Below are 19,115 nucleotides of genomic sequence, written 5' to 3'. Positions count from 1 at the left end.
TAAGGTGGCGCGGCTGGCAGGATTCGAACCCACGACCCCTTGGTTCGTAGCCAAGTACTCTATCCAACTGAGCTACAGCCGCACGCAAAGCGGTACTGCTTAACTGTCGGAACCTTCTGCGATGGGAAGGCCCCCAAAAAAGTGGCGCGGCTGGCAGGATTCGAACCCACGACCCCTTGGTTCGTAGCCAAGTACTCTATCCAACTGAGCTACAGCCGCACGCAAAACAAAAAGCTACTACTTCGAACTGAAAGGGCCTTCGGTTGGGAAGGCCCTCGAAAAGGTGGCGCGGCTGGCAGGATTCGAACCCACGACCCCTTGGTTCGTAGCCAAGTACTCTATCCAACTGAGCTACAGCCGCACGCAGAAGCGAAATTATAGCAGGGTTGTATAAAAAGGGAAGCCTTATTCGCGAATCAAGCGGCGCGACCTTCGCGGGGCGCCCTTCGTGTACCCTTGGAGCATCAGTCATCCACGTATTGAATCTGCATCATGAACAAGGCGTTTGTCAAAGAGTCGGACGGTGACGACGACGATCTCGACCAGGCTCAACCCGCGATTCCGGCGGGTGCGAAGAACTACATCACGCCGGCCGGCCACAAGCGGCTGAGGGACGAGTTGCTGAACCTGATCGATGTCGAGCGCCCCGAAGTCGTGCGGCTCGTGTCGTGGGCCGCGTCGAACGGCGACCGGTCGGAGAACGGCGATTACATCTACGGCAAGCGGCGGCTTCGCGAGATCGATCGCCGCATCCGCTTCCTGACGAAGCGGCTCGATCTCGCCGAAGTCGTCGACGCGAGCCGGCAGGAGAATGTCGACCAGGTGTTCTTCGGCGCAACGGTCGATTACGAGACGCCGGACGGCGAGGACCACACGGTCACGATCGTCGGGATCGACGAGGTCGATCTCGACCGCGGCTGCGTGAGCTGGATTTCGCCGGTCGCGCGTGCGCTGATCAAGGCGAAGATCGGCGATACCGTCACGCTGATGACGCCGGTCGGCCCGCAGCCGATCGACATACTCGACGTTCGATATCCGGCACCGGGTGCCTGAGCGGCGGCCTGCGCATTCCGGCAAAGAAAAAGCGCCCCGGCGGGGCGCTTCGTCATCCGGCGTGAAGCGGCTGCGCCGGTCGCTCAGAAGCGATGGCGCAGGCCGGCCGTGACCGCGATCTGCTTGTTGGTCGAGGACGCGGCGCCCAGCCCGTTGATGTTCGCGCCGAGGTCGAGGCCGTCATTGTTGACCTTCTGGAATTCACCCTGCAGGTAGACGTCGGTGCGCTTCGACAGCGCATAGTCGGCTTGCAGGTTGAACTGGTGCCAGGTCGGCTTGTCGCCGGCGAGACGGCCCTGCGTGTACGTGTAGGAACCGGCGAGCGACAGTGCCGGCGTCAGCGCGTAGCGGCCGTTGACTTCGTAGTTGCTGAAGCGGGCGGTTCCGCCGAGGCCCGTGATGCCGCCGGATACGCCGGACTGGCCTGCGCTGATGGCGCGGATGCCGGTCAGGCGCGTCTGCGTGAACACGAAGCCGACCGTGGCGGGGCCGAACCCGTAATTCAGGCCCGCGCCCCAGGTGCGCTGCACGCGCGACGCGAAGGTCCAGTCGCCGGTCACCGCGCCCGGATCGGTCGCTGCCTGCGCGAGCGCGTTCACGTCGCTGTTCAACTGCAAGTAGGCCGCGGCGAAGTTGAAGCCCAGGTAGCTGTACGACACGCCGCCGCTATACGCGCGGTTGTTCGCGAACGCCGTCGAGTTCGAGAACCCGTACAACGCACCGAACTTCAGGCCGCCGTAGTTCGCGCTCTGGTACTTGACCGAGTTGTTGATCCGGAACGAGTTGTTCAGGTTGTCGTTGTCGAACGGGTGTGCAAACTGCGTGCCGCCGTATTGCGTACCGGTCAGCGACAGCGGCCCGAGATAGTCGACGACGCTGTCGTACTGACGGCCCAGCGTCAGCGAGCCGTAGGTGTCGTGCGCGAGGCCGACAAACGCTTGCCGGCCGAATTCGCGGCCGTTCTGCTTCAGCGCGCCGTTATTGATGCCGAAACCATTTTCCAGCGTGAAGATCGCTTTCAGGCCGCCGCCGAGATCTTCAGTGCCGCGCAAGCCCCAACGGCTGCCGTTGACCGAACCGCTCGTTTCCTGCCAGGCGCTGTGACCGTGCTGATTGTTCGTGTAGGTGATGCCTGCGTCGATCAGGCCGTATAGCGTCACGCTGCTTTGCGCGTGAGCTGCTGTAACGAATACACCCGACAACGCGGTGACGATCAGGGTTTTTTTCATGGATCTGTCTCCAAACAGGATGATATCGATCGAACCTGCTGCCGGACGGGCATGTTGTGCTTGACGCCGTGGCCGGCCCGGCAGGGCGGCGGTGCGTTTCTCGGAAAGCCATTTGCAGTGTACGGAGCGGGCGGAGCGGGCGAGAGGCGCGCTTTAAGCAATAATGTATTTTGGAATCCGCAAAGATCGGCGAATGCGCGCAAACGATTGTCCATCAAGGGTTTGCGGCGGTGCAGCGAAGGAAAATGGCGATCAGGAGTGCGTAACGGGCGTTGCGTGATCGCGACAGATGATCAGCAGGCGGTGGTGGCGGTAGCGCGATTATTGACGCTTCGGCAATAGAGGTTTGTGTGGAGCATGAATAATGAAAGGTGGTTCTCTCGTTATACTGCGATCTCTGCTTTCCGAAGCAGACTTTTTCGTTGACGGAAAAGATCTCCAAACCTTTGTCGGCGCGACTTCCCAGTCGCGCTTTTTTTTGCCCCGCTTACCGTGCGCTATTGCGCGTACGAGCGCCGCTTGCGCTTGCCTGCCGGTGCAGCTTCCTCGGTTTCGGTTGGCGGCGGCGTGTAGGTCCAGTCTTCCATCACGTAGTGACGGGCATCCAGTGGCGATGCCAGCAGGTTCTGCCAGTGATCGCCGTGCCAGGTCGTATCGAACTCGGTGTCGCACGGCGCTTCGCGAGCGGACTCGGCCAGCGCGCGGGACTTGCGTCGTACGCGCCCGAGCCGGCTCGCGAAGCGCTTGATTCCGTCCAGCCACATGACCCTCTCCTTCCTTTCGGCGTTACATCAGCATCGCAATGTCCCCGGATTTCCGCAACCCGGAAAAAACCCGAGGAATTTACCGAGTCGATTTGTCCCCGGTAGAAATTCCGAGGTGGTGATTATTGGTGATCCGAACCCGGTAATGTTGACAGGTTTTTGGTGCGAATCAATTAATGAAAGCCGATGGTGTACCGATTCCAATGGCATTAGCGCTTTTTTGATAAAGAGGTCGTCAAAAATTTTCTTGACGCACCCGGATTGTCCCATTTATAAAGTCAGCACTCCGTCCTCGGGCGGCGTGCTGGTAAGGGTGCTGGCGCAATGTTTCGGGATTTCGGGAAACGGCTATAAAAATAGCTTTTTTGATCTAAACGAGTGGGGAACGAAGACATGGATACCGGTATCGTGAAATGGTTTAACGATGCTAAAGGTTTCGGCTTTATTACGTCGGACAATGGCGGTGAAGATTTGTTTGCGCACTTTTCCGAAATCAAGATGGACGGTTTCAAGACGCTGAAGGAAAACCAGCGTGTTTCGTTCGACGTGAAAGTCGGGCCGAAAGGCAAGCAGGCGGCGAATATCCAGGCGGTCTGACGCGCCTCGCATTGCCGATCACGTCCGGCCCCCGCATCGCGGGGGCTTTTCGTTTTCCGGGGGCGGATCGTTGCCGTCCGCGCTGGCCGCGAACACGCATGCCGGTGCATACTCATGGAAGCATCGTTTCCGTGTCTTTTCATGTCCGATTTCCGTCCGTCCGATCCCGCCAGCGAGCAACCGCTCGTCTTCGTCGACCTTGAAACCACCGGCGGTTCGTCCGCCGAGCATCGCATCACCGAAATCGGCGTGGTCGAAATCGGCCCGCTTGGCGTGTCGACGTGGACGACGCTCGTCAATCCGGGCCAGTCGATTCCGCCGTTCATCCAGCAACTGACGGGCATTTCGGACGCGATGGTGTGCAGCGCGCCGTCGTTTGCGTCGCTCGCGCCGGCGCTGTTCGAGCGGCTCGACGGCAAGCTGTTCGTCGCGCACAACGCGAGCTTCGATCGCGGTTTCCTGCGCGCCGAATTCGAGCGCGCCGGCTTCGCGTTCAATCCCGATGTGCTGTGTACGGTGCGGCTGTCACGCGCGCTGTTCCCGCGCGAGTCGCGGCACGGGCTCGACGCACTGATCGAGCGGCATGGCCTCGTTCCGGCTGCGCGCCACCGGGCGCTGGCGGATGCCGACCTGCTCTGGCAGTTCTGGCGCCAGTTGCACGACATCGTGCCGCTCGAGCGGTTGCGCGACCAGATCGCGCGCACGACGCGCCACTTCCGTCTGGCCGGCGATCTGACCGAAGCCTGGCTCGATACCGCACCGGCCGGATGCGGCGCGTACGCGCTGTTCGGGGAGGGTGGCGAAGCGTTGTATGTCGGCCGCAGCGTGCGCGTGCGGCAGCGATTGCGCTCGCTGCTGACGGGCGAGCGGCGCTCGTCGAAGGAAATGCGGCTTGCGCAGCAGGTGCGGCGCGTCGAATGGCGCGAGACCGGTAATGAACTGGGCGCGATGCTCGCCGAAGCGCAATGGATCGCCCAACTGCGTCCGTCGTACAACCGGCGTCCCGCGGCCGATGCGGCCCGTGCAGGCGCGGCGCCCTGGCCATTCGAGGGCGCCGTTGCGTTCGAGGCGAACGGCGAGCACCGCCTGTTTCATGTGATCGACGGCTGGCGCTACCTCGGCTCGGCGGAATCGCTCGACGCGGCCGCGCGGCTCGTGGCCGACACGGCGGACGGCACGTTCGAACCCTTCACCCATCGCCTGCTGCAGACGCATCTCGCGCGCGGGCTTCAATTGATTCCGCTCGCTGCGCTCACGCCCGCGGGTTGAGCGCAGCGGCGCGATCCGCGCCCGCTGCGCAGGCCGCGTCAGCCGATCGCGCTTGCGCCGCCGGCCGAACAGACGTGCGACAGCGCAGTGTCGAGTGCCTGCGCCTGCGCCTGCGTCGAGTCATAGCGCGTGAGCGTCTTCCAGTTCGCGATGCTGCGTGCAAGCCGCGCCTGGCAATCGGGCGCGTCGCGCAGCGGCGCGACCTGCGCGAGACCCGCGAGCATTTTCTGCGTCAGCCGGTCGAGCGCCGGGCGCGTGCTGGTCGCAAGATCGGGCGGCGTGCCCTCGGGCGGCCGCGTCGCGCGCCAGGTCGCGAACAGCGCGTTCTGCACGTTCTTGCTCGCGGCGATCTGATCCTCGAAGAACGTCCGTGCGAACGCAGGATCGACGCCGGCCTGTGCCGCGCGCTTTTCGACCGAGGTAAGCAGTGCCGCTTCGCGCGGCTGGTCCTCGATCGCCTTGTGATTCGCCCATTTCCACCGCGCGACCGGTTCGGCGAGCGCGAGGCGCTGCGACGCGAGCGCGACGACGTTGGTGAGCGCGGTGTCGTCGCCGTCTGCGCTGGCGATGCGTGGCGACGAAAAGAGGGCGACGCCGAGCGCGGCGACAGCGACGCTGGCACGAATGGCTTGCTTCATCGGAATGATCGGGAGAGCCGGGCGGGCCGGACGTGGAAAACCAGAAGAATAGACGAAGACAGCCGCGCGGCGTAGCGACGCGACAGGAGAATCAGCAGGCGAACTGATCCAGCACCGTCAGGCTGTTGCGGCCCGGGTGCGAGGCGAATTGCGCGCGATGCGCAGCGATGAACCGCACGATAGCGATGATCGACACGTGGCGGTTACAGAACCGAACAGGCGTTCACTTCGGCGAGTACAGCTTGTGCTGCTCGTCGAAGAATGCCCTGACGTGCTCGGGCAATTCGGCGAGGAATTCCACGCCGACGGGTTCCGGATCCGGGCTCATCACTTGCTCCGGCGGTGGCATGCGAGTTGGTCTTTCGTCCATGATCGTTTCTCCAGCAGGTTCGATGATTATCAACCTCGTGCTTGGATTTATGCCAGAGCCGAATCGTTAGATTTTGTCTCTGTTGTATTAACGGCACATGCGTTGCGATGCGAAGTGCGATGCCGTCTATTGCATTCTGCGCAATCGGCAACAATCGGGCCGCTTGTTATACTTGCGCGCACTTTTTCCCGGACCGCGATGAAACGAACGACGCGATGGATCGGCCTCGTATGGCTGGCGCTGGTACTGAACGTACTGTCGCCTGTCATCGGCTATGCGCGTCTTGCGTCGAGCGGCTCCGGCGAGCTCACGCTCGAATTGTGCAGTGCAGCGGGCGCGCGCCAGATCGTGCTCGCGCAGTCGGGCGACGAGCGCGACACGGCGTCGTTCGACCATGCCGGCGTGCCGCACTGCGTGTACTGCCCGGGCTTCGCGGCGAACGTCGCGCTCGGCACGAACCTGCCCGCGATGCCGGGCTTCGTGCGGTCGTTTGTCTACCGCGCGGCCGCCCCGGCCGTTCCCGATTTCCCCCGCAAGGGCATCCGTCTCGCGCAGCCGCGCGCCCCGCCTGAAAACGCCCCGATCTGATTGATGTCGTCCGCGCGCCCCGTTGGCGCGCGTGCCGCCCGCGGCCGGGCCCGCGCGCCGCGCCGTTCGTGCGCGGCGCGTCCGCTCGTGTCCGGGGCGGCGTCCGATCACGTTTTCAGGAATTCACTCATGTCGTCTACCTTCGCCGCGCGGTCGTCGCGTGGCCGGCTCGCGCTCGCGTGCGCGGCCGCTTTCACGTGGCCAGCCGCCCACGCGGCCTCGCCGGATGATGCACGCGTCGGTCCGGCCCCCGGTGGTGTCGATCGTTCCACCGGTGCCGCCGCGCCGGCCTCCGCTGTGGCCGCCACGTCGGCCGCCCCGGTCGGCGATACGCTGACCGCCGTCAGCGTGACCGCACAGCGGCAACCCGTCGATCCGGATACGCCGGCCGTCGTCGAGTCGATCACGCGCGAGCGGATCGATACGCACACCAACGTCACCACCGAGGACGCGCTGAAGTACGCGCCGAACCTGATGGTTCGCAAGCGCTATATCGGCGACCGCAACAGCGTGTTTGCGGGCCGCGACTTCAACGAACTGCAGAGCGCGCGCGGGCTCGTCTACGCCGACGGCGTGCTGCTGTCGAACCTGCTCGGCTCGAGCTATGCATACCCGCCGCGCTGGTCGCTGATTCCGCCCGACGACATTGCGCGCGTCGACGTGCTTTATGGCCCCTTTTCCGCGCTGTATCCCGGCAATTCGGTCGGCTCGACCGTGCTGCTCACGACGCGCCGCCCGGAAAAACTCGAGGCGTCGCTGTCGACGCAGTTCTTTACGCAGCGCTACCACGACGGCTACGGGTTTGCGGACAGCTTCGGCGGCAATCACCAGACCGCGCGGATCGCGAACCGCGTCGGCCGGCTCTGGTTCGCACTGTCGCTCGACCGGCTGGAGAACAACGGTCAGCCGATGCAGTACGCGAGCCCCAATTCGGCCTACAACCCGAAGCTCGGCGCTGCCGTGCCGGTGACGGGCGCCGCGACCGACATCGGGCCCAGCGGCAAGCCGCGGACGATCGTCGGCGCGCAGACGATCGAGCGGACCGAGCAGCTCAACGAGACGGTCCGGATGGGCTACGCGTTCACCGACCATGTCGACGCGACGCTCACGCTCGGGCATTGGGAGAACCATTACCGGCAGCACGGCGAAACCTTCCTGCGCGATGCGGCCGGCAATCCGGTCTACGGCGGCAACGTGTCGATCGGCGGCCGGAACATGACCGTCGCACCGAATGCGTTTGCGCCGCAGCGCGGCGACCAGGAGAACTGGCTGTACGCGCTCGGCCTGAACGGCCGGCTCGATTCCGGGTGGCGGCTGTCGGGCGTCGTGTCGGTGTACGACGTGTCGCGCGACGTGCTGCGTGCGGCGTCGACCGTGCAGGGCGGCGCGGGCACGCTGTTCCAGGGCGACGGCACGGGCTGGCGCACGCTCGACCTGAAGGTCGAGGCACCGGAAGTGAAGGGCCACACGTTCACGTTCGGCTATCACTACGACAATTACTTCCTGCGCAACGTCACGTACAACACGGCCGACTGGCTGGCCGGGCCGACCACGTCGCTCGCGAGCGTCTATCGCGGCGACACGCGCACGCAGGCGCTGTTCGGGCAGGACGCGTGGCGCTTCGCGCCGGGCTGGCTCGCGACGCTGGGGCTGCGCTACGAGCGCTGGGATGCATACGGCGGCGCGCTCGGCAACGCAAGCGGCACGCTCGGCTATGCGGACCGCGGCGCGAACGCGCTGTCGCCGAAAGTCGCGCTGCAGTGGGATGCGACGGACGTCTGGCGCTTCCGGCTGTCGTTCGCGACCGGCACGCGTTTCCCGACGGTCGGCGAGCTGTTCCAGGGCACGATCTCGAACAACGCGATCGTCAACAACAACCCGAACCTGCGGCCGGAAAAGGCGATCGACTGGGACTTCACGGCCGAGCGCGACGTGGGTGTCGGCGTCGTGCGCGCCAGCGTGTTCCAGAGCGACCTGCGCGATTCGATCTACAGCCAGACGACGGTGGCGGGCGCGACGACCGTCACCAACATCTCGAACGTCGACCGCGTGCGCGTGCGCGGCGTCGAACTCGCGTTCAGCGGCGAGAACGTCGGGCTGAAGGGGCTCGCGATCGACGCGAACGTGTCGGCGAGCAACGCGCAGATCCTCGCCGATGCCGCAAATCCTGCCTACGTCGGCTCGCGCTTCCCGCGCATTCCACGCATGCGCGCGAACCTGCTCGCGTCGTATCGCTTCGACGAGCACTGGCTCGCGAGCGTCGGCGTGCGCTATTCCGGCCGCCAGTTCAACACGCTCGACAACAGCGACGTGAATCCGGATGTCTACGGCGGCACGAGCTCGTTCACGGTCGTCGACCTGAAGGCGCGCTACCGCTTCGATCGTCGCTGGACCGCATCGGTCGGTATCGACAACCTGACGGACCGCCGCTATTACGTGTTCCACCCGTATCCGGGCCGCACGTTCTACGGAGAACTGAAATGGTCGCTGTGAAATCGTTCGCGGCCGGCTGCGCGCTGTGGTTCGCGGCACTGTTGTCCGCCGGCGCGCACGATGCGCATGACGTGTCGAAGACCGTCGATCCGCACGCCGCGCGGATGAACCTGCCGCCGCAGGTCGCGCAGCATGCGAACGCGGAGCCGATGCCCGAGCGTCGGCGCGCGGCGCTCGATGCGGGATGAAGGGGGGGAAATGCCGCGCACCGTGTGGATCGAGCGCGATGGTGCACGCGAGGCGCGCAGCGAATTGCTGACGGCTTACGTGCTCGACGGCGGGTTGCAGCGCGTGAAGCGTTGAACGAGCCGGTGGCGCGCGGCGAATGGGCCGCGCGCCGGCCTGATGCGAAAACGCGCCCGAAGGCGCGTGGAGAGAAGCGTCAGGCCGCTCGCTTGAATAGCCGGATCACGAACAGCAGGATCACGGCGCCGACGACCGCGACGATCACCGAGCCGATGAAGCCGCTGCCGATGCTGATGCCGAGCAGCCCGGCGAGCCAGCCGCCGATCACCGCGCCGACGATCCCGACGATGATGTCGACGATCAGCCCGAAGCCGCCGCCCTTGACGAGCAGGCCGGCAAGCCAGCCGGCGATCGCGCCGATGATGAGCCACATAATCAAGCCATGAGTCATGGTGATCCTCTCCTTGTGTTGAGTCGAAATGACCGGACTTCGGCTGTCGCGCCGCAAGCTGGGTGAAGGCGGCATTGCGACCCGCCGCGCCGCCCACGCAATGTAACGCGATAGGCGGGTCAGAATCGTTAAGTAATGTTATGCACCCTCAAGCGGATTTTCCAGTGAATTTGTCTGCCTACGGCGACGCTCGTGCGCGGACGATGCGTGGCGAAATGAGTTTGTAATAAATGCCTGACGATGAAGTCCGTCGATCAGGAACCTTGGCCGCCGTGCGTCGATGCTTGCATGCCGGCGTCGGGCAGTCCGTCGCCTGCGTCGGCGATCAGCCGTGCGACGGTCGCGGTATCGCCGATCGCCTCGATCGACAGCAGTGCGAAACGGGCCAGAAAGAGTGATGCGTCGGCTTCGCCGATACGGGTCATCGTGCGGCACAGGTCGGTGTAGAGCGTGTCGCGTTCGGCGTCGGTCATCATGCGGTTTCCTGAAGGTCGGTGGATGCGCGCGGATGGAGTGCGCTTTCGAGCGCGGCGGCCACGTCGTCGGCGCGAGCGTCGTGCCAGCGGCCGAGTACATGCCCGTCCGGACGCACGAGATAAACGGTGCCGTCGCGCGCGCCGTACAGGTCGAACAGCCGGCCGTCGTCGTCATGGCCGCCGCAGGCCGGTTGCCGCGGCGCCGCATGCCGTGCGAGCGTGACGAGCGCGAACGGTATCCGCGCATCCTGCAGGCGTCGTGCGAGATCGGCCAGCGACGGATCGGGCGTGCCGTCGATCGTGAAGCAGAACGCAGTGAAGCGCGGTGCGACGAGATCGGTCAGGTGGCCGTGCCGAGTGTCGCTGGCGTGCGCCGCGTACAGCGTCAGCGGGCATTCCGCGAGTACCGTGCCGGGCGCCGGGCCGGCCGCAAATGCGTCGCGTTCGGCCGCGTTGAGCGGCGACGCCGCATACGCGATTGCCGATGTCTGACGCGGGTTGATCAGCGAACGCAGCGCCGGATGCCGGACCGCGAGCGTCAGCACGGCCTTGCGCATCAGCTCGAAAGCAAACGACGGCGGCGCCATGAACTCGGTGCTCTTCGTGCCGTAGCGCAGGTTCTCGTGCGTCGCGAACACGCGCTCGTCCGAGTAGCTGTCGAGCAGCGAGTCCGACGCGAGGCCGCGGATCACGTACGCGAGTTTCCACGCGATATTGTCGGCATCGTCGATGCCCGAATTCGCGCCGCGCACGCCGAAGATCGGCACGAGATGCGCGGCGTCGCCGCAGAACAGCACGCGGCCGTGCCGGTAGCGTTCGAGCGTCAGCGCGTTCGCCTTGTAGATCGTGATCCAGATCGGCGACCACGCGCCGCGTTCGCCCATCATGTCGAGCAGGTTCTGTACGCGCGGGATCACGTTCTCGGGCTTCACGGCCGCTTCGGCGTCCTCGTCGTCGCGCAACTGGTAGTCGATCCGCCACACGTTGTCGGGTTGCTTGTGGACGAGCACGGTCGAACCCGGGTTCGACGACGGGGCGAAGTACGCGAGCCGTTCGGTCGGCCGGTCGCTGTCGAGCGCGATGTCGACGATCACATAGCGGCCCTCGTAGCTCGTGCCCTGGAGCGACAGGGCGAGCGCGTCGCGCATCGTGCTGCGTCCGCCGTCGCACGCGACGACCCAGTCGGCGTCGAGCGCGTAGCCGCCGAGCGGCGTGTCGACGTCCAGGCGCACGCCGTCCGGCTGCCGCGTCACACCGATGACCTTCGTCTGCCAGCGGATTTCGATGAACTCGGGGCGACGCAGCGCGGCGTCGAGCAGGAACTGCTCGATGTGGTACTGCGCGAGATTCACCATCGGCGGCAGCTTCTGGTTTTCGTCCTGCGGCATCGTGAAATGCAGCACTTCGTCGCGACGGTAGAAGCTGCGTCCGCCGGTCCACGGCAGCCCCGTGCGCAGAAAGCTGTCGAGTGCGCCGAGCCGTTCGATGATCTCGAGGCTGCGCCGCGAGATGCAGATTGCGCGGCTGCCGTGGCAGACCGAGTCGTCGGCCTCGATCAGCACGCTGCGGATGCCATGGTTCGCGAGGCCGAGCGCGACGGCGAGGCCCACGGGGCCGCCGCCGACGATCGCAACGCGATGCCTGCGCGTATCGATGCCGTCGACGCAGTCCGGCAGACGCGCGGGACGGCGCTCGGCGACGAACGGGTAGGGCTTGAATTCGATGTCCATCGTTGGCTTCCTGGGTGGTCTGGTTCGACGCTTGCGCATCGCTGACGCGATGCGGGCAACAGGTCGCTGCAGTATGGAAGCCGGTCGTGCCGCCGTTGTCCCCATTCCGGGTACAGCGACTCGATGCAGGCGTGGCCGCGATACGCTCAGCGCGTGCCGGGACGGTTCAAGGTTGCAGGCACAGTGCAAACAGCTCGCGCTGGCCCGAAATGCCGAGGCGCCGGTACGCGCGCTTCTGGTAGGTGACGACGCTCGATGCCTTCACGCCGATCGTCTCGCCGATCTCGTGCGCGGTCCGGCCTTCGAGCACGCCGCGCAGCACATCGAGTTCGCGTTTGGACAACGCCGGGCACGCACTGCGCAGCCGTGCGAGCATCATGTGCGGGATGCCCACCTGCATTGCGCCGGCGAGCGCGTAGTGATGCTTCGCGGCCTGCGCGATGAGCGGCGCGAGCGCTTCGATCGCCGCGATCTCGCGCGGCTGGAATGCGCCGCTGCGATGCGCGCGGTACAGGTTGATCGACAGCCAGCTCGCATCGTTCGGCTGCATCAGCAGCGCCAGCCGGTCGGACACGTCGGGGCCGCGGTAGCAGGCCGCGCGATACGCTTCGTGGCCGATCTCGTCGCCGGCCTGCTGGTGCAGCAGCAGGTCGTGGCGGCGTGCGCCGCGATGGGCGGTCGACACGATCTGCTGGTTGCCGTCGAGTGCATAGAAATGTCGTGCGTAGGTGTCGGCAAGGTCGCGCAGGTAGCGGCCGCCGCGATGATCGGCGACCGACATCGTGCGCGGGCGGTTGCCGAATTCGTACGCGAAGATCGTGCACTGCGTGATGGACAGCGCGTCGTCGAACAGCTTCAGGACTTCGGCCGCGAATGCGTTCGGCTCGTTGCCGCCGATCGCGGCGACGAGGCGCGTCGCGCGGGACACGTCCAGTTGCCCGGTGAGATTCGGTCGCTCGAGACGCCAGGTGCGCATGATGCGGGGAGAGGGCGGAGTGGTCCGGCGATTGTAATCGGCGGCGCGCGGCGTGTGAGTCGGGGGATGCCCGCAAGCGGACGTGCCGCGGGGAGAGGACGGGCGCACGATTCGGCGCCGGAAAAGAGAAAAGGTCTGACAAGCGATGCTTGTCAGACCTTTATGTCTTGGTGCCGGAGATAGGAGTCGAACCTACGACCTTCGCATTACGAATGCGCTGCTCTACCAACTGAGCTACACCGGCAGCAGAGAAATGAAATTATATGGTCAATTCCGAGATCTTGGCAATAGGTTTTGCGAATTTTTTTCAGCTTGCTACTGCTGCTGCTTCGCGAAACCATCGATCCGGCGGACTTCCCGCTTTCACTTCACTGCGATGCAGCCGGTCAGGGCCACATCGCGAGGCGCGATTGTACTTGCGTCGCGCACCTCCGTCCAGTGCTGCAGTGCAAATTATTTGGCTTCGTCGTGATAGCCGGTGACGCGCTCGACTTCGTTCTTCGAACCGAGGAACACGGGCACGCGCTGGTGCAGGCCCGTCGGCTGCACTTCCATGATGCGCTGCGTGCCGGTCGTCGCGGCGCCGCCCGCCTGTTCGACGATGAACGACATCGGGTTCGCTTCGTACATCAGGCGCAGCTTGCCCGGGCGATCGGGCGTGCGCTTGTCGGCCGGGTACATGAAGATGCCGCCGCGGTTCAGGATCCGGTGCACGTCGGCGACCATCGATGCGATCCAGCGCATGTTGAAGTTGTCGCCGCGCGGGCCGTCCTTGCCGGCATTCAACTCGTCGACATAGCGCTTGACCGGGTCGTACCAGTGGCGCGCGTTCGATGCGTTGATCGCGTATTCGCGCGTGTCGGCCGGGATCTGCATGTTGCTCTGCGTGAGCACCCACGAGCCGACTTCGCGGTCGAGCGTGAAGCAGTTCACGCCGTTGCCGGTCGTCAGCACGAACACCGTCTGCGGGCCGTACACCGCATAGCCGGCGGCGACCTGCTCGGTGCCGGGCTGCAGGAACGATTCCTCGGTGGCCTGCTTGCCGTCCGGGCAGCGCAGCACCGAGAAGATCGTGCCGATCGACACGTTCACGTCGATGTTCGACGAGCCGTCGAGCGGGTCGAACACGAGCAGGTATTCGCCGCGCGGGTAGTTCGCGGGGATCGGGAAGAACGTTTCCATTTCTTCCGACGCCATCGCGGCGAGGTTGCCGCCCCATTCGTTCGCGTCGAGCAGGATCTCGTTCGACAGGATGTCGAGCTTCTTCTGCACTTCGCCCTGGACGTTCTCGCTGCCGGCGGTACCAAGCGCTTCGCCGAGCGCGCCCTTCGACACGTTGTAGCTGATCGCCTTGCACGCGCGGGCGACGACTTCGATCAGCAGGCGCAGGTCGGCGGGGAGGTTGTTGGTCTCACGTTGCTGTTCGATCAGGAACTTCGACAGCGTGGTGCGGCGGGCAATGGACATGACAGACTCCGAAAGGCCAAAGAATCCTTGAATGGCCGCAATTTTACCCGCCGCGCCTCGCGTGCCGCCGGCTTTTTTCGTCCGGTTACAAGGCCGGGCGGCCGGGCCGGCCCGGTTTCCGGCGTCGGCAACGGGCGGGGCGCGCATCGCTGCGGCGGCAAACTGCGCGGTCAGACCCCGCGAATCCGCCCGGTTCCAACCGCACTCGCGCAATAAAAAAGCCGGCGCCGCGTCAAGCGGCACCGGCTTTGTCGCGCGGGCGATGGCGGGCGATTGCGTCAGGCGAGCGCTTTTTCGACGATCTCGCGCACATCGCGCGATTTCGCGCCCGCGGCGACCTGCTCGAGGGCGTCGCGCATCCGGTCGCGCAGCGCGGGCGTGAAGCGGCGCCACAGTTCGAGCGAGCGCGCGAGGCGCGCCGCGACCTGCGGGTTGATCGCGTCGAGCGCAAGCACCTGTTCGGCCCAGAACGCGTAGCCCGAACCGTCCGCCGCGTGGAATTGCGCGGGGTTGGCCGCGCAGAAGCTGAAGATCAGCGAGCGCGCGCGGTTCGGGTTCTTCAGGTTGAACGCGGGGTGCGCGAGCAGCTTGCGAACCTTCGCGAGCGTCGGTTGCGCGGGCGTGCCGCGTTGCGCCGCCTGCATCGCGAACCACTTGTCGATCACGAGAGCCTCCTTCTCGAAGCGACGGTAGAAGTCGTCGAGCGCATGCTCGGCCGGCTCGTTCGCGCCGGCGGCCGCGGCGGACAGCAGCGCGCCGAGCGCAGCCGCGCGATCGGTCATGTTGTTTGCCGCGTCGTACTGCGCGGTCGCAAGGCGCACGGCGTCGGCCGTGTCGTCGAGTTCGGCCAGATACGCGATCGCGAGGTTCTTCAGCGCGCGGCGGCCGGAGGCCTCCGGCGTCGGCTCGTATGCGCCGGGCGTCTGGTGCTGTTCGTACGCGGCGAGCCAGTCGGTGCGCAGCGCGGTCGCGAGCTGGCGGCGCACGAACAGGCGCGCACGATGCACGGCGGCCGGATCGGCTTCGGCCATCTGGTCGGCGAGATAGGTTTCCGACGGCAGCGTCAGCGCGAGTTCGCGGAACGCCGGCGACAGGTTCGCGTCGGTCAGCACGCGGCGGAACGCGGCGACGAAGTTTTCGCCGAGCGTGAGCGGCTCGTTCGCGGCGGCCCGTGCGGCGAGCGTCAGCAGCGCGCGCGTCGCGAGGCGCTGGCCGGCCTCCCAGCGGTTGAACGGATCGCTGTCGTGCGCGAGCAGGAACGCGAGATCGTCGTCGCTGTAGTCGTACTCGACGATCACCGGCGACGAGAAGTTGCGCAGCAGCGACGGCAGCGGTTGTTCCGGCACGTCGACGAACGTGAAGGTCTGCTCGGTGTCGGTGATGTCGAGCACGCGCGTCGTGCCCGATGCGGCGGCTTCGCCGTCGAGACGCAGCGGCAGGTCGCGGCCGTCGCGGCCGATCAGGCCGATCGCGAACGGAATCAAGAGCGGACCCTGTTGCGTTTCGCGCGCGGCCGGCGATGCGTCGCCGTAGCCTTGCGCGAGCGTGACCGTATAGCGGCGCGCGGCCGCGTCGTACGCGGTGCGCACCGACACGCGCGGCGTGCCGGCCTGGCTGTACCAGCGCTCGAATTGCGCGAGGTCGCGCCCGTTCGCGTCGGCCATCGCGTGACGGAAGTCGTCGCAGGTCACCGCATGGCCGTCGTGGCGCTTGAAGTACAGGTCCATCCCCTTGCGGAAGCCGTCGCGGCCGAACAGCGTCTGGTACATTCGCACGACTTCCGAGCCTTTTTCATAGACGGTCATCGTATAGAAGTTGTTGATCTCGACGTAGCTCTCCGGGCGCACCGGGTGCGCCATCGGGCCTGCATCCTCGGCGAACTGCAACTGGCGCAGCACGCGCACGTCCTCGATGCGCTTGACCGCGCGGGCCGTCGATTCGACGTCGTCGCCCGCGGCCATGTCGGCCGAGAATTCCTGGTCGCGAAACACCGTCAGGCCTTCCTTCAGGCTCAACTGGAACCAGTCGCGGCAGGTCACTCGGTTGCCCGTCCAGTTGTGGAAGTATTCGTGGCCGACCACCGATTCGATGTTCGCGAAGTCGGTGTCGGTCGCGGTCTCGGGGTTCGCCAGCACGTACTTCGTGTTGAAGATGTTGAGCCCCTTGTTTTCCATCGCGCCCATGTTGAAGTCGCCGACCGCGACGATCATGAAGCGGTCGAGATCGAGCTCGAGGCCGAAGCGCTTTTCGTCCCAGCGGATCGAGTGGATCAGCGAATCCATCGCGTGACGCGTCTTGTCGAGATCGGCCGGCTCGACCCACACCTGCAGCAGCTTTTCCTTGCCCGAGCCGGTCGTGATCTTTTCCTCGATCGCGACGAGCTTGCCCGCGACGAGTGCGAACAGGTAACTTGGCTTGCGGAACGGGTCTTCCCATTTCGCGAAGTGGCGGCCGTCAGGCAGGTCGCCCGAATCGACGAGGTTGCCGTTCGACAGCAGCACCGGGTATGCGGCCTTGTCGGCGCGCAGCGTGACCGTGTACGACGCCATCACGTCGGGGCGGTCGAGGAAGTAGGTGATGCGGCGAAAGCCCTCGGCTTCGCACTGCGTGAAGAAGTTGCCGCTCGACACGTACAGGCCCGACAGCGTCGTATTCTGGTCGGGCGCGCACGCGCTTTCGAGCGTCAGCTCGAATGCGTCGGGGACGTTCTCGACCGTCAGCCCGTGTTCGTGCGCGCGGACGGCGCCGTGCGGCGCGCCGTCCAGCCGTGCGCCGAGGAATTCGAGCGCTTCGCCCATCAGCTCCAGGTGCGGCGCGGGCGCGGCGTCCGGATTGCGGCGCACGCGCATCGTATTCCTGACGATCGTGCGGGCCGGCGCGAGATCGAATTCGAGCGCGACGGAATCGATGAGGAAGGCCGGCGGCGTGTAGTCGGCGCGGCGGATCACGGTGGAGGAGGCGTTGTCGGACATGGTCGTCGAGATCGGTGGAGTGGGGGACGGGCCCGCGGCACGGGCCGGGCGAACCGGGCCATTGTACAAAGGCTTGCGGCTGCGTGCCGGGCGAACTTTTTACCGCTTTCGGCAGTCCGCGTATTATCGGCATCCCGTCCGGTTCGCGCGGTGCGACGAACGGGTGACGGATCGACGAGGATCAACATGAAACGCGAATGGATTTTTCGCGGTGCGGGCTGGGCGGCGGCGCTGTGCGTGGCGCTGCTGACGGGCTGCACCAGCTATGTGACGACCCAGGTCACGGCCTTCTCCGACTGGAGCGGCAGCGACGCGACACGCACCTATGCGTTCACGCGCACCGATGCGCAGAAGAACAGCATCGAGCAGTCGACCTACGAGCCGATCGTCGCGAGCGAGTTGTCCGCGTATGCGTTCCGGCAGGTGCCGCAGGCGCAGGCGCGGTATCTGGTCGGGCTGACCTATGCGGTCGGCAGCGATCTCGTGACGGTGCCGCAACCGGTCTACTACGATCCCTGGTTCGTCGGGCCGGGGCCGTACTGGCGGCGCGGGCCGTGGGGCCCGTGGGGCCCCTGGGGGCCGATGCCGGCCGGCTACGTCGCGCAGACGTACCAGGTGTTCGACTACACGCTCGGCATCCGCATCACCGAGCGCGCGACGGGCAAGGAGGTCTACAACGTGTCCGCGCGCACGACCGGCGACAACGGCACGCTGCTGTACGCGATGCCGTTCCTTGCGCGCAGCGCGCTCGCCGATTTCCCGCTGTCGAATGGCGCGGTCCGCTCGGTCCGGCTGCCGGTCGACAAGCGTGGCGGGCCGGCAGCGCCGGCCGCCAACGAGCGCGCGGTGCCGGCGGCGCCGGCTTCGGGCGCGGCGGTCGCGAAGTAACGCGGCGCCAGCATCGGCGCGGCCGCCCGGCCGCGCCGGCCACCTCTGTCCGTCAGGCCCCGATGCCCAGCAGCGCCAGTGCGCCGAGCACGACGAACAGCACGGCTGCGATCCCGTGCACGAGCTTCGTCGGCAGGCGGTGCGCGAAGCGGTCGCCGAGCAGGATCGCGGGCACGTTCGCGAGCATCATCCCGAACGTCGTGCCGGCCACGACACCGATGTAGTCCTGGAAGCGCGCGGCAAGCGCGACGGTCGCGATCTGCGTCTTGTCGCCCATTTCCGCGAGGAAGAACGCGACGAGGGTCGCGCCGAACACGCCGAGCCGCGAGCGGTTGGCATTGGCTTCGTCGGCATCGAGCTTGTCCGGCACGAGGATCCACAACCCCATCGCGATGAACGAGAACGCGAGCGCCCAGCGCATGATCGACGGCGTGACGAGCGCGCCGAGCCATTCGCCGAGCGCGCCTGCGAAACCGTGGTTGACGAGCGTCGCGACGAGCACGCCGAGAATGATCGGCACCGGCTTGCGATAGCGCGCGGCCAGCACGAGGGAAAGCAGTTGGGTCTTGTCGCCGATTTCAGCGAGGGCGACGGCGCCGGTGGAGATCAGGAAGGCTTGGGACACGTATGGGGTTCCGCGGGCCGGTGTTGTGCGTGCGAGCGACGATCCACGGCGCGCCGGGCCCTGATGCGGCGCACTATGAACCATCGGTCTCGCCAGGCCTCGGTGGCTGCGTCCGCCATGGCCGAACGGCCAAGTCTGTTGACGGACGCCCCCATCACGATGCGCGCCGGGGGCGCGGGACATCGAGCGGAGCGGCTACTCCCCAATGAGCGGCGAATTCTAGCATGACGTGTCGCGCGCGGGAAAGCGGCCGGGTAGGGCAGCGAGGAGCGTTGGGGCGCGATCGGCGCGTGGCAACCTTCGACTGTCCGGCATGCGCGGCAGCGGATGCGCCGCGCATGCC

At 66.0% G+C, this 19,115-nt stretch carries 17 protein-coding genes, 4 tRNA genes, 1 pseudogene and 1 riboswitch; of the genes and pseudogenes, 7 read left to right on the top strand and 15 right to left on the bottom strand.

Annotation, left to right across the window (positions count from 1 at the left end; all coding sequences use genetic code 11):
• Positions 1-5 precede the first annotated feature (5 nt).
• The 3 genes from JYG32_RS09515 to JYG32_RS09505 all read right to left on the bottom strand — a co-directional run bounded on the left by JYG32_RS09515 (position 6) and on the right by JYG32_RS09505 (position 361).
• Positions 6-82, bottom strand: a tRNA-Arg gene (locus JYG32_RS09515).
• Positions 83-142: 60 nt separating this feature from the next.
• Positions 143-219: transfer RNA gene (locus JYG32_RS09510), tRNA-Arg, on the bottom strand.
• Positions 220-284: 65 nt separating this feature from the next.
• A tRNA-Arg gene (locus tag JYG32_RS09505) sits at positions 285-361 on the bottom strand.
• A 131-nt stretch (positions 362-492) separates the two neighbouring features.
• Here JYG32_RS09505 and greB point away from each other — a divergent pair.
• On the top strand, positions 493-1,053 hold the full coding sequence (gene greB, locus JYG32_RS09500) for a transcription elongation factor GreB (protein ID WP_174379724.1): 561 nt from the start codon (positions 493-495) through the stop codon (positions 1,051-1,053).
• A gap of 83 nt (positions 1,054-1,136) precedes the next feature.
• On the opposite strand, the gene JYG32_RS09495 is transcribed toward greB, so the two are convergent.
• Both JYG32_RS09495 and JYG32_RS09490 read right to left on the bottom strand, forming a co-directional pair.
• Entirely contained in the window at positions 1,137-2,282 is a 1,146-nt protein-coding gene (locus JYG32_RS09495; RefSeq protein WP_174379725.1) for a porin, read from the bottom strand.
• Between the two features lie 497 nt (positions 2,283-2,779).
• Complete coding sequence (locus JYG32_RS09490; protein WP_213263412.1) at positions 2,780-3,046, bottom strand: hypothetical protein; 267 nt, start codon at positions 3,044-3,046, stop codon at positions 2,780-2,782.
• Positions 3,047-3,439: 393 nt separating this feature from the next.
• Here JYG32_RS09490 and JYG32_RS09485 point away from each other — a divergent pair, with 393 nt between their 5' ends.
• Positions 3,440-3,643 (top strand): cold-shock protein, encoded by a 204-nt coding sequence (locus tag JYG32_RS09485; RefSeq protein WP_011351289.1) that lies wholly within the window; start codon positions 3,440-3,442, stop codon positions 3,641-3,643.
• A 141-nt stretch (positions 3,644-3,784) separates the two neighbouring features.
• On the top strand, positions 3,785-4,912 hold the full coding sequence (locus JYG32_RS09480) for an exonuclease domain-containing protein (protein WP_213263411.1): 1,128 nt from the start codon (positions 3,785-3,787) through the stop codon (positions 4,910-4,912).
• 38 nt (positions 4,913-4,950) lie between these two features.
• On the opposite strand, the gene JYG32_RS09475 is transcribed toward JYG32_RS09480, so the two are convergent.
• Together JYG32_RS09475 and JYG32_RS09470 are read right to left on the bottom strand one after the other, a co-directional pair.
• The gene (locus tag JYG32_RS09475; protein ID WP_213263410.1) at positions 4,951-5,550 is read right to left on the bottom strand and encodes a chorismate mutase; all 600 of its coding nucleotides are present in this window, start codon (positions 5,548-5,550) and stop codon (positions 4,951-4,953) included.
• 223 nt (positions 5,551-5,773) lie between these two features.
• Complete coding sequence (locus tag JYG32_RS09470) at positions 5,774-5,878, bottom strand: chorismate mutase (RefSeq protein WP_162484450.1); 105 nt, start codon at positions 5,876-5,878, stop codon at positions 5,774-5,776.
• 240 nt (positions 5,879-6,118) lie between these two features.
• On the opposite strand from JYG32_RS09470, the gene JYG32_RS09465 reads away from it, so the two are divergent.
• The 3 genes and pseudogenes from JYG32_RS09465 to JYG32_RS09455 all read left to right on the top strand — a co-directional run.
• Entirely contained in the window at positions 6,119-6,508 is a 390-nt protein-coding gene (locus JYG32_RS09465) for a DUF2946 domain-containing protein (protein WP_213263409.1), read from the top strand.
• A 129-nt stretch (positions 6,509-6,637) separates the two neighbouring features.
• Positions 6,638-9,001: a TonB-dependent receptor gene (locus JYG32_RS09460; protein WP_213263408.1), complete on the top strand. Its 2,364-nt coding sequence runs from the start codon at positions 6,638-6,640 to the stop codon at positions 8,999-9,001.
• Positions 9,002-9,054: 53 nt separating this feature from the next.
• Positions 9,055-9,304: pseudogene (locus JYG32_RS09455) on the top strand (TlpA family protein disulfide reductase); the annotation flags it as partial.
• Between the two features lie 79 nt (positions 9,305-9,383).
• On the opposite strand, the gene JYG32_RS09450 reads toward JYG32_RS09455, so the two are convergent.
• The 7 genes from JYG32_RS09450 to pepN form a co-directional block, all read right to left on the bottom strand.
• Positions 9,384-9,638, bottom strand: a complete 255-nt coding sequence (locus JYG32_RS09450) for a GlsB/YeaQ/YmgE family stress response membrane protein (RefSeq protein WP_027788093.1) — start codon at positions 9,636-9,638, stop codon at positions 9,384-9,386.
• A gap of 254 nt (positions 9,639-9,892) precedes the next feature.
• Positions 9,893-10,114, bottom strand: a complete 222-nt coding sequence (locus JYG32_RS09445; protein WP_213263407.1) for a hypothetical protein — start codon at positions 10,112-10,114, stop codon at positions 9,893-9,895.
• Positions 10,111-11,844: an FAD-dependent oxidoreductase gene (locus JYG32_RS09440; RefSeq protein WP_213263406.1), complete on the bottom strand. Its 1,734-nt coding sequence runs from the start codon at positions 11,842-11,844 to the stop codon at positions 10,111-10,113. The genes JYG32_RS09445 and JYG32_RS09440 overlap by 4 nt, the downstream gene beginning before the upstream one ends.
• A 166-nt stretch (positions 11,845-12,010) precedes the next feature.
• Positions 12,011-12,820, bottom strand: a complete 810-nt coding sequence (locus JYG32_RS09435) for a helix-turn-helix transcriptional regulator (RefSeq protein WP_174383945.1) — start codon at positions 12,818-12,820, stop codon at positions 12,011-12,013.
• A gap of 168 nt (positions 12,821-12,988) precedes the next feature.
• Positions 12,989-13,064, bottom strand: a tRNA-Thr gene (locus JYG32_RS09430).
• 209 nt (positions 13,065-13,273) lie between these two features.
• Positions 13,274-14,287, bottom strand: a complete 1,014-nt coding sequence (locus JYG32_RS09425) for a class 1 fructose-bisphosphatase (RefSeq protein WP_050011574.1) — start codon at positions 14,285-14,287, stop codon at positions 13,274-13,276.
• Between the two features lie 278 nt (positions 14,288-14,565).
• Positions 14,566-17,259 carry an aminopeptidase N gene (gene pepN / locus JYG32_RS09420; protein ID WP_213263405.1) on the bottom strand — a complete coding sequence of 898 codons (2,694 nt, stop codon included), beginning with the start codon at positions 17,257-17,259 and terminating at the stop codon, positions 14,566-14,568.
• 186 nt (positions 17,260-17,445) lie between these two features.
• On the opposite strand from pepN, the gene JYG32_RS09415 reads away from it, so the two are divergent.
• Positions 17,446-18,147 carry a DUF4136 domain-containing protein gene (locus tag JYG32_RS09415; RefSeq protein ID WP_213263404.1) on the top strand — a complete coding sequence of 234 codons (702 nt, stop codon included), beginning with the start codon at positions 17,446-17,448 and terminating at the stop codon, positions 18,145-18,147.
• 52 nt (positions 18,148-18,199) lie between these two features.
• On the opposite strand, the gene JYG32_RS09410 is transcribed toward JYG32_RS09415, so the two are convergent.
• Entirely contained in the window at positions 18,200-18,772 is a 573-nt protein-coding gene (locus JYG32_RS09410) for a TMEM165/GDT1 family protein (RefSeq protein ID WP_131948107.1), read from the bottom strand.
• 78 nt (positions 18,773-18,850) lie between these two features.
• A riboswitch (yybP-ykoY riboswitch) is annotated at positions 18,851-18,988 on the bottom strand.
• Positions 18,989-19,115 lie beyond the last annotated feature (127 nt).

It is taken from the genome of Burkholderia pyrrocinia (assembly GCF_018417535.1).
GTDB lineage: Bacteria > Pseudomonadota > Gammaproteobacteria > Burkholderiales > Burkholderiaceae > Burkholderia > Burkholderia pyrrocinia_E.
This window is presented reverse-complemented; position numbering and strand designations above follow the sequence as displayed.

What these genes read in the sequence shown, in the direction of transcription:
- greB (WP_174379724.1), top strand. Translation starts at nt 493, where the DNA reads ATGAACAAGGCGTTTGTCAAAGAGTCGGACGGTGACGACGACGATCTC.
- pepN (WP_213263405.1), bottom strand. Translation starts at nt 17,259, where the DNA reads ATGTCCGACAACGCCTCCTCCACCGTGATCCGCCGCGCCGACTACACG.
- JYG32_RS09495 (WP_174379725.1), bottom strand. Translation starts at nt 2,282, where the DNA reads ATGAAAAAAACCCTGATCGTCACCGCGTTGTCGGGTGTATTCGTTACA.
- JYG32_RS09475 (WP_213263410.1), bottom strand. Translation starts at nt 5,550, where the DNA reads ATGAAGCAAGCCATTCGTGCCAGCGTCGCTGTCGCCGCGCTCGGCGTC.
- JYG32_RS09465 (WP_213263409.1), top strand. Translation starts at nt 6,119, where the DNA reads ATGAAACGAACGACGCGATGGATCGGCCTCGTATGGCTGGCGCTGGTA.
- JYG32_RS09415 (WP_213263404.1), top strand. Translation starts at nt 17,446, where the DNA reads ATGAAACGCGAATGGATTTTTCGCGGTGCGGGCTGGGCGGCGGCGCTG.
- JYG32_RS09480 (WP_213263411.1), top strand. Translation starts at nt 3,785, where the DNA reads ATGTCCGATTTCCGTCCGTCCGATCCCGCCAGCGAGCAACCGCTCGTC.
- JYG32_RS09435 (WP_174383945.1), bottom strand. Translation starts at nt 12,820, where the DNA reads ATGCGCACCTGGCGTCTCGAGCGACCGAATCTCACCGGGCAACTGGAC.
- JYG32_RS09450 (WP_027788093.1), bottom strand. Translation starts at nt 9,638, where the DNA reads ATGACTCATGGCTTGATTATGTGGCTCATCATCGGCGCGATCGCCGGC.
- JYG32_RS09490 (WP_213263412.1), bottom strand. Translation starts at nt 3,046, where the DNA reads ATGTGGCTGGACGGAATCAAGCGCTTCGCGAGCCGGCTCGGGCGCGTA.
- JYG32_RS09445 (WP_213263407.1), bottom strand. Translation starts at nt 10,114, where the DNA reads ATGATGACCGACGCCGAACGCGACACGCTCTACACCGACCTGTGCCGC.
- JYG32_RS09485 (WP_011351289.1), top strand. Translation starts at nt 3,440, where the DNA reads ATGGATACCGGTATCGTGAAATGGTTTAACGATGCTAAAGGTTTCGGC.
- JYG32_RS09425 (WP_050011574.1), bottom strand. Translation starts at nt 14,287, where the DNA reads ATGTCCATTGCCCGCCGCACCACGCTGTCGAAGTTCCTGATCGAACAG.
- JYG32_RS09470 (WP_162484450.1), bottom strand. Translation starts at nt 5,878, where the DNA reads ATGAGCCCGGATCCGGAACCCGTCGGCGTGGAATTCCTCGCCGAATTG.
- JYG32_RS09460 (WP_213263408.1), top strand. Translation starts at nt 6,638, where the DNA reads ATGTCGTCTACCTTCGCCGCGCGGTCGTCGCGTGGCCGGCTCGCGCTC.
- JYG32_RS09440 (WP_213263406.1), bottom strand. Translation starts at nt 11,844, where the DNA reads ATGGACATCGAATTCAAGCCCTACCCGTTCGTCGCCGAGCGCCGTCCC.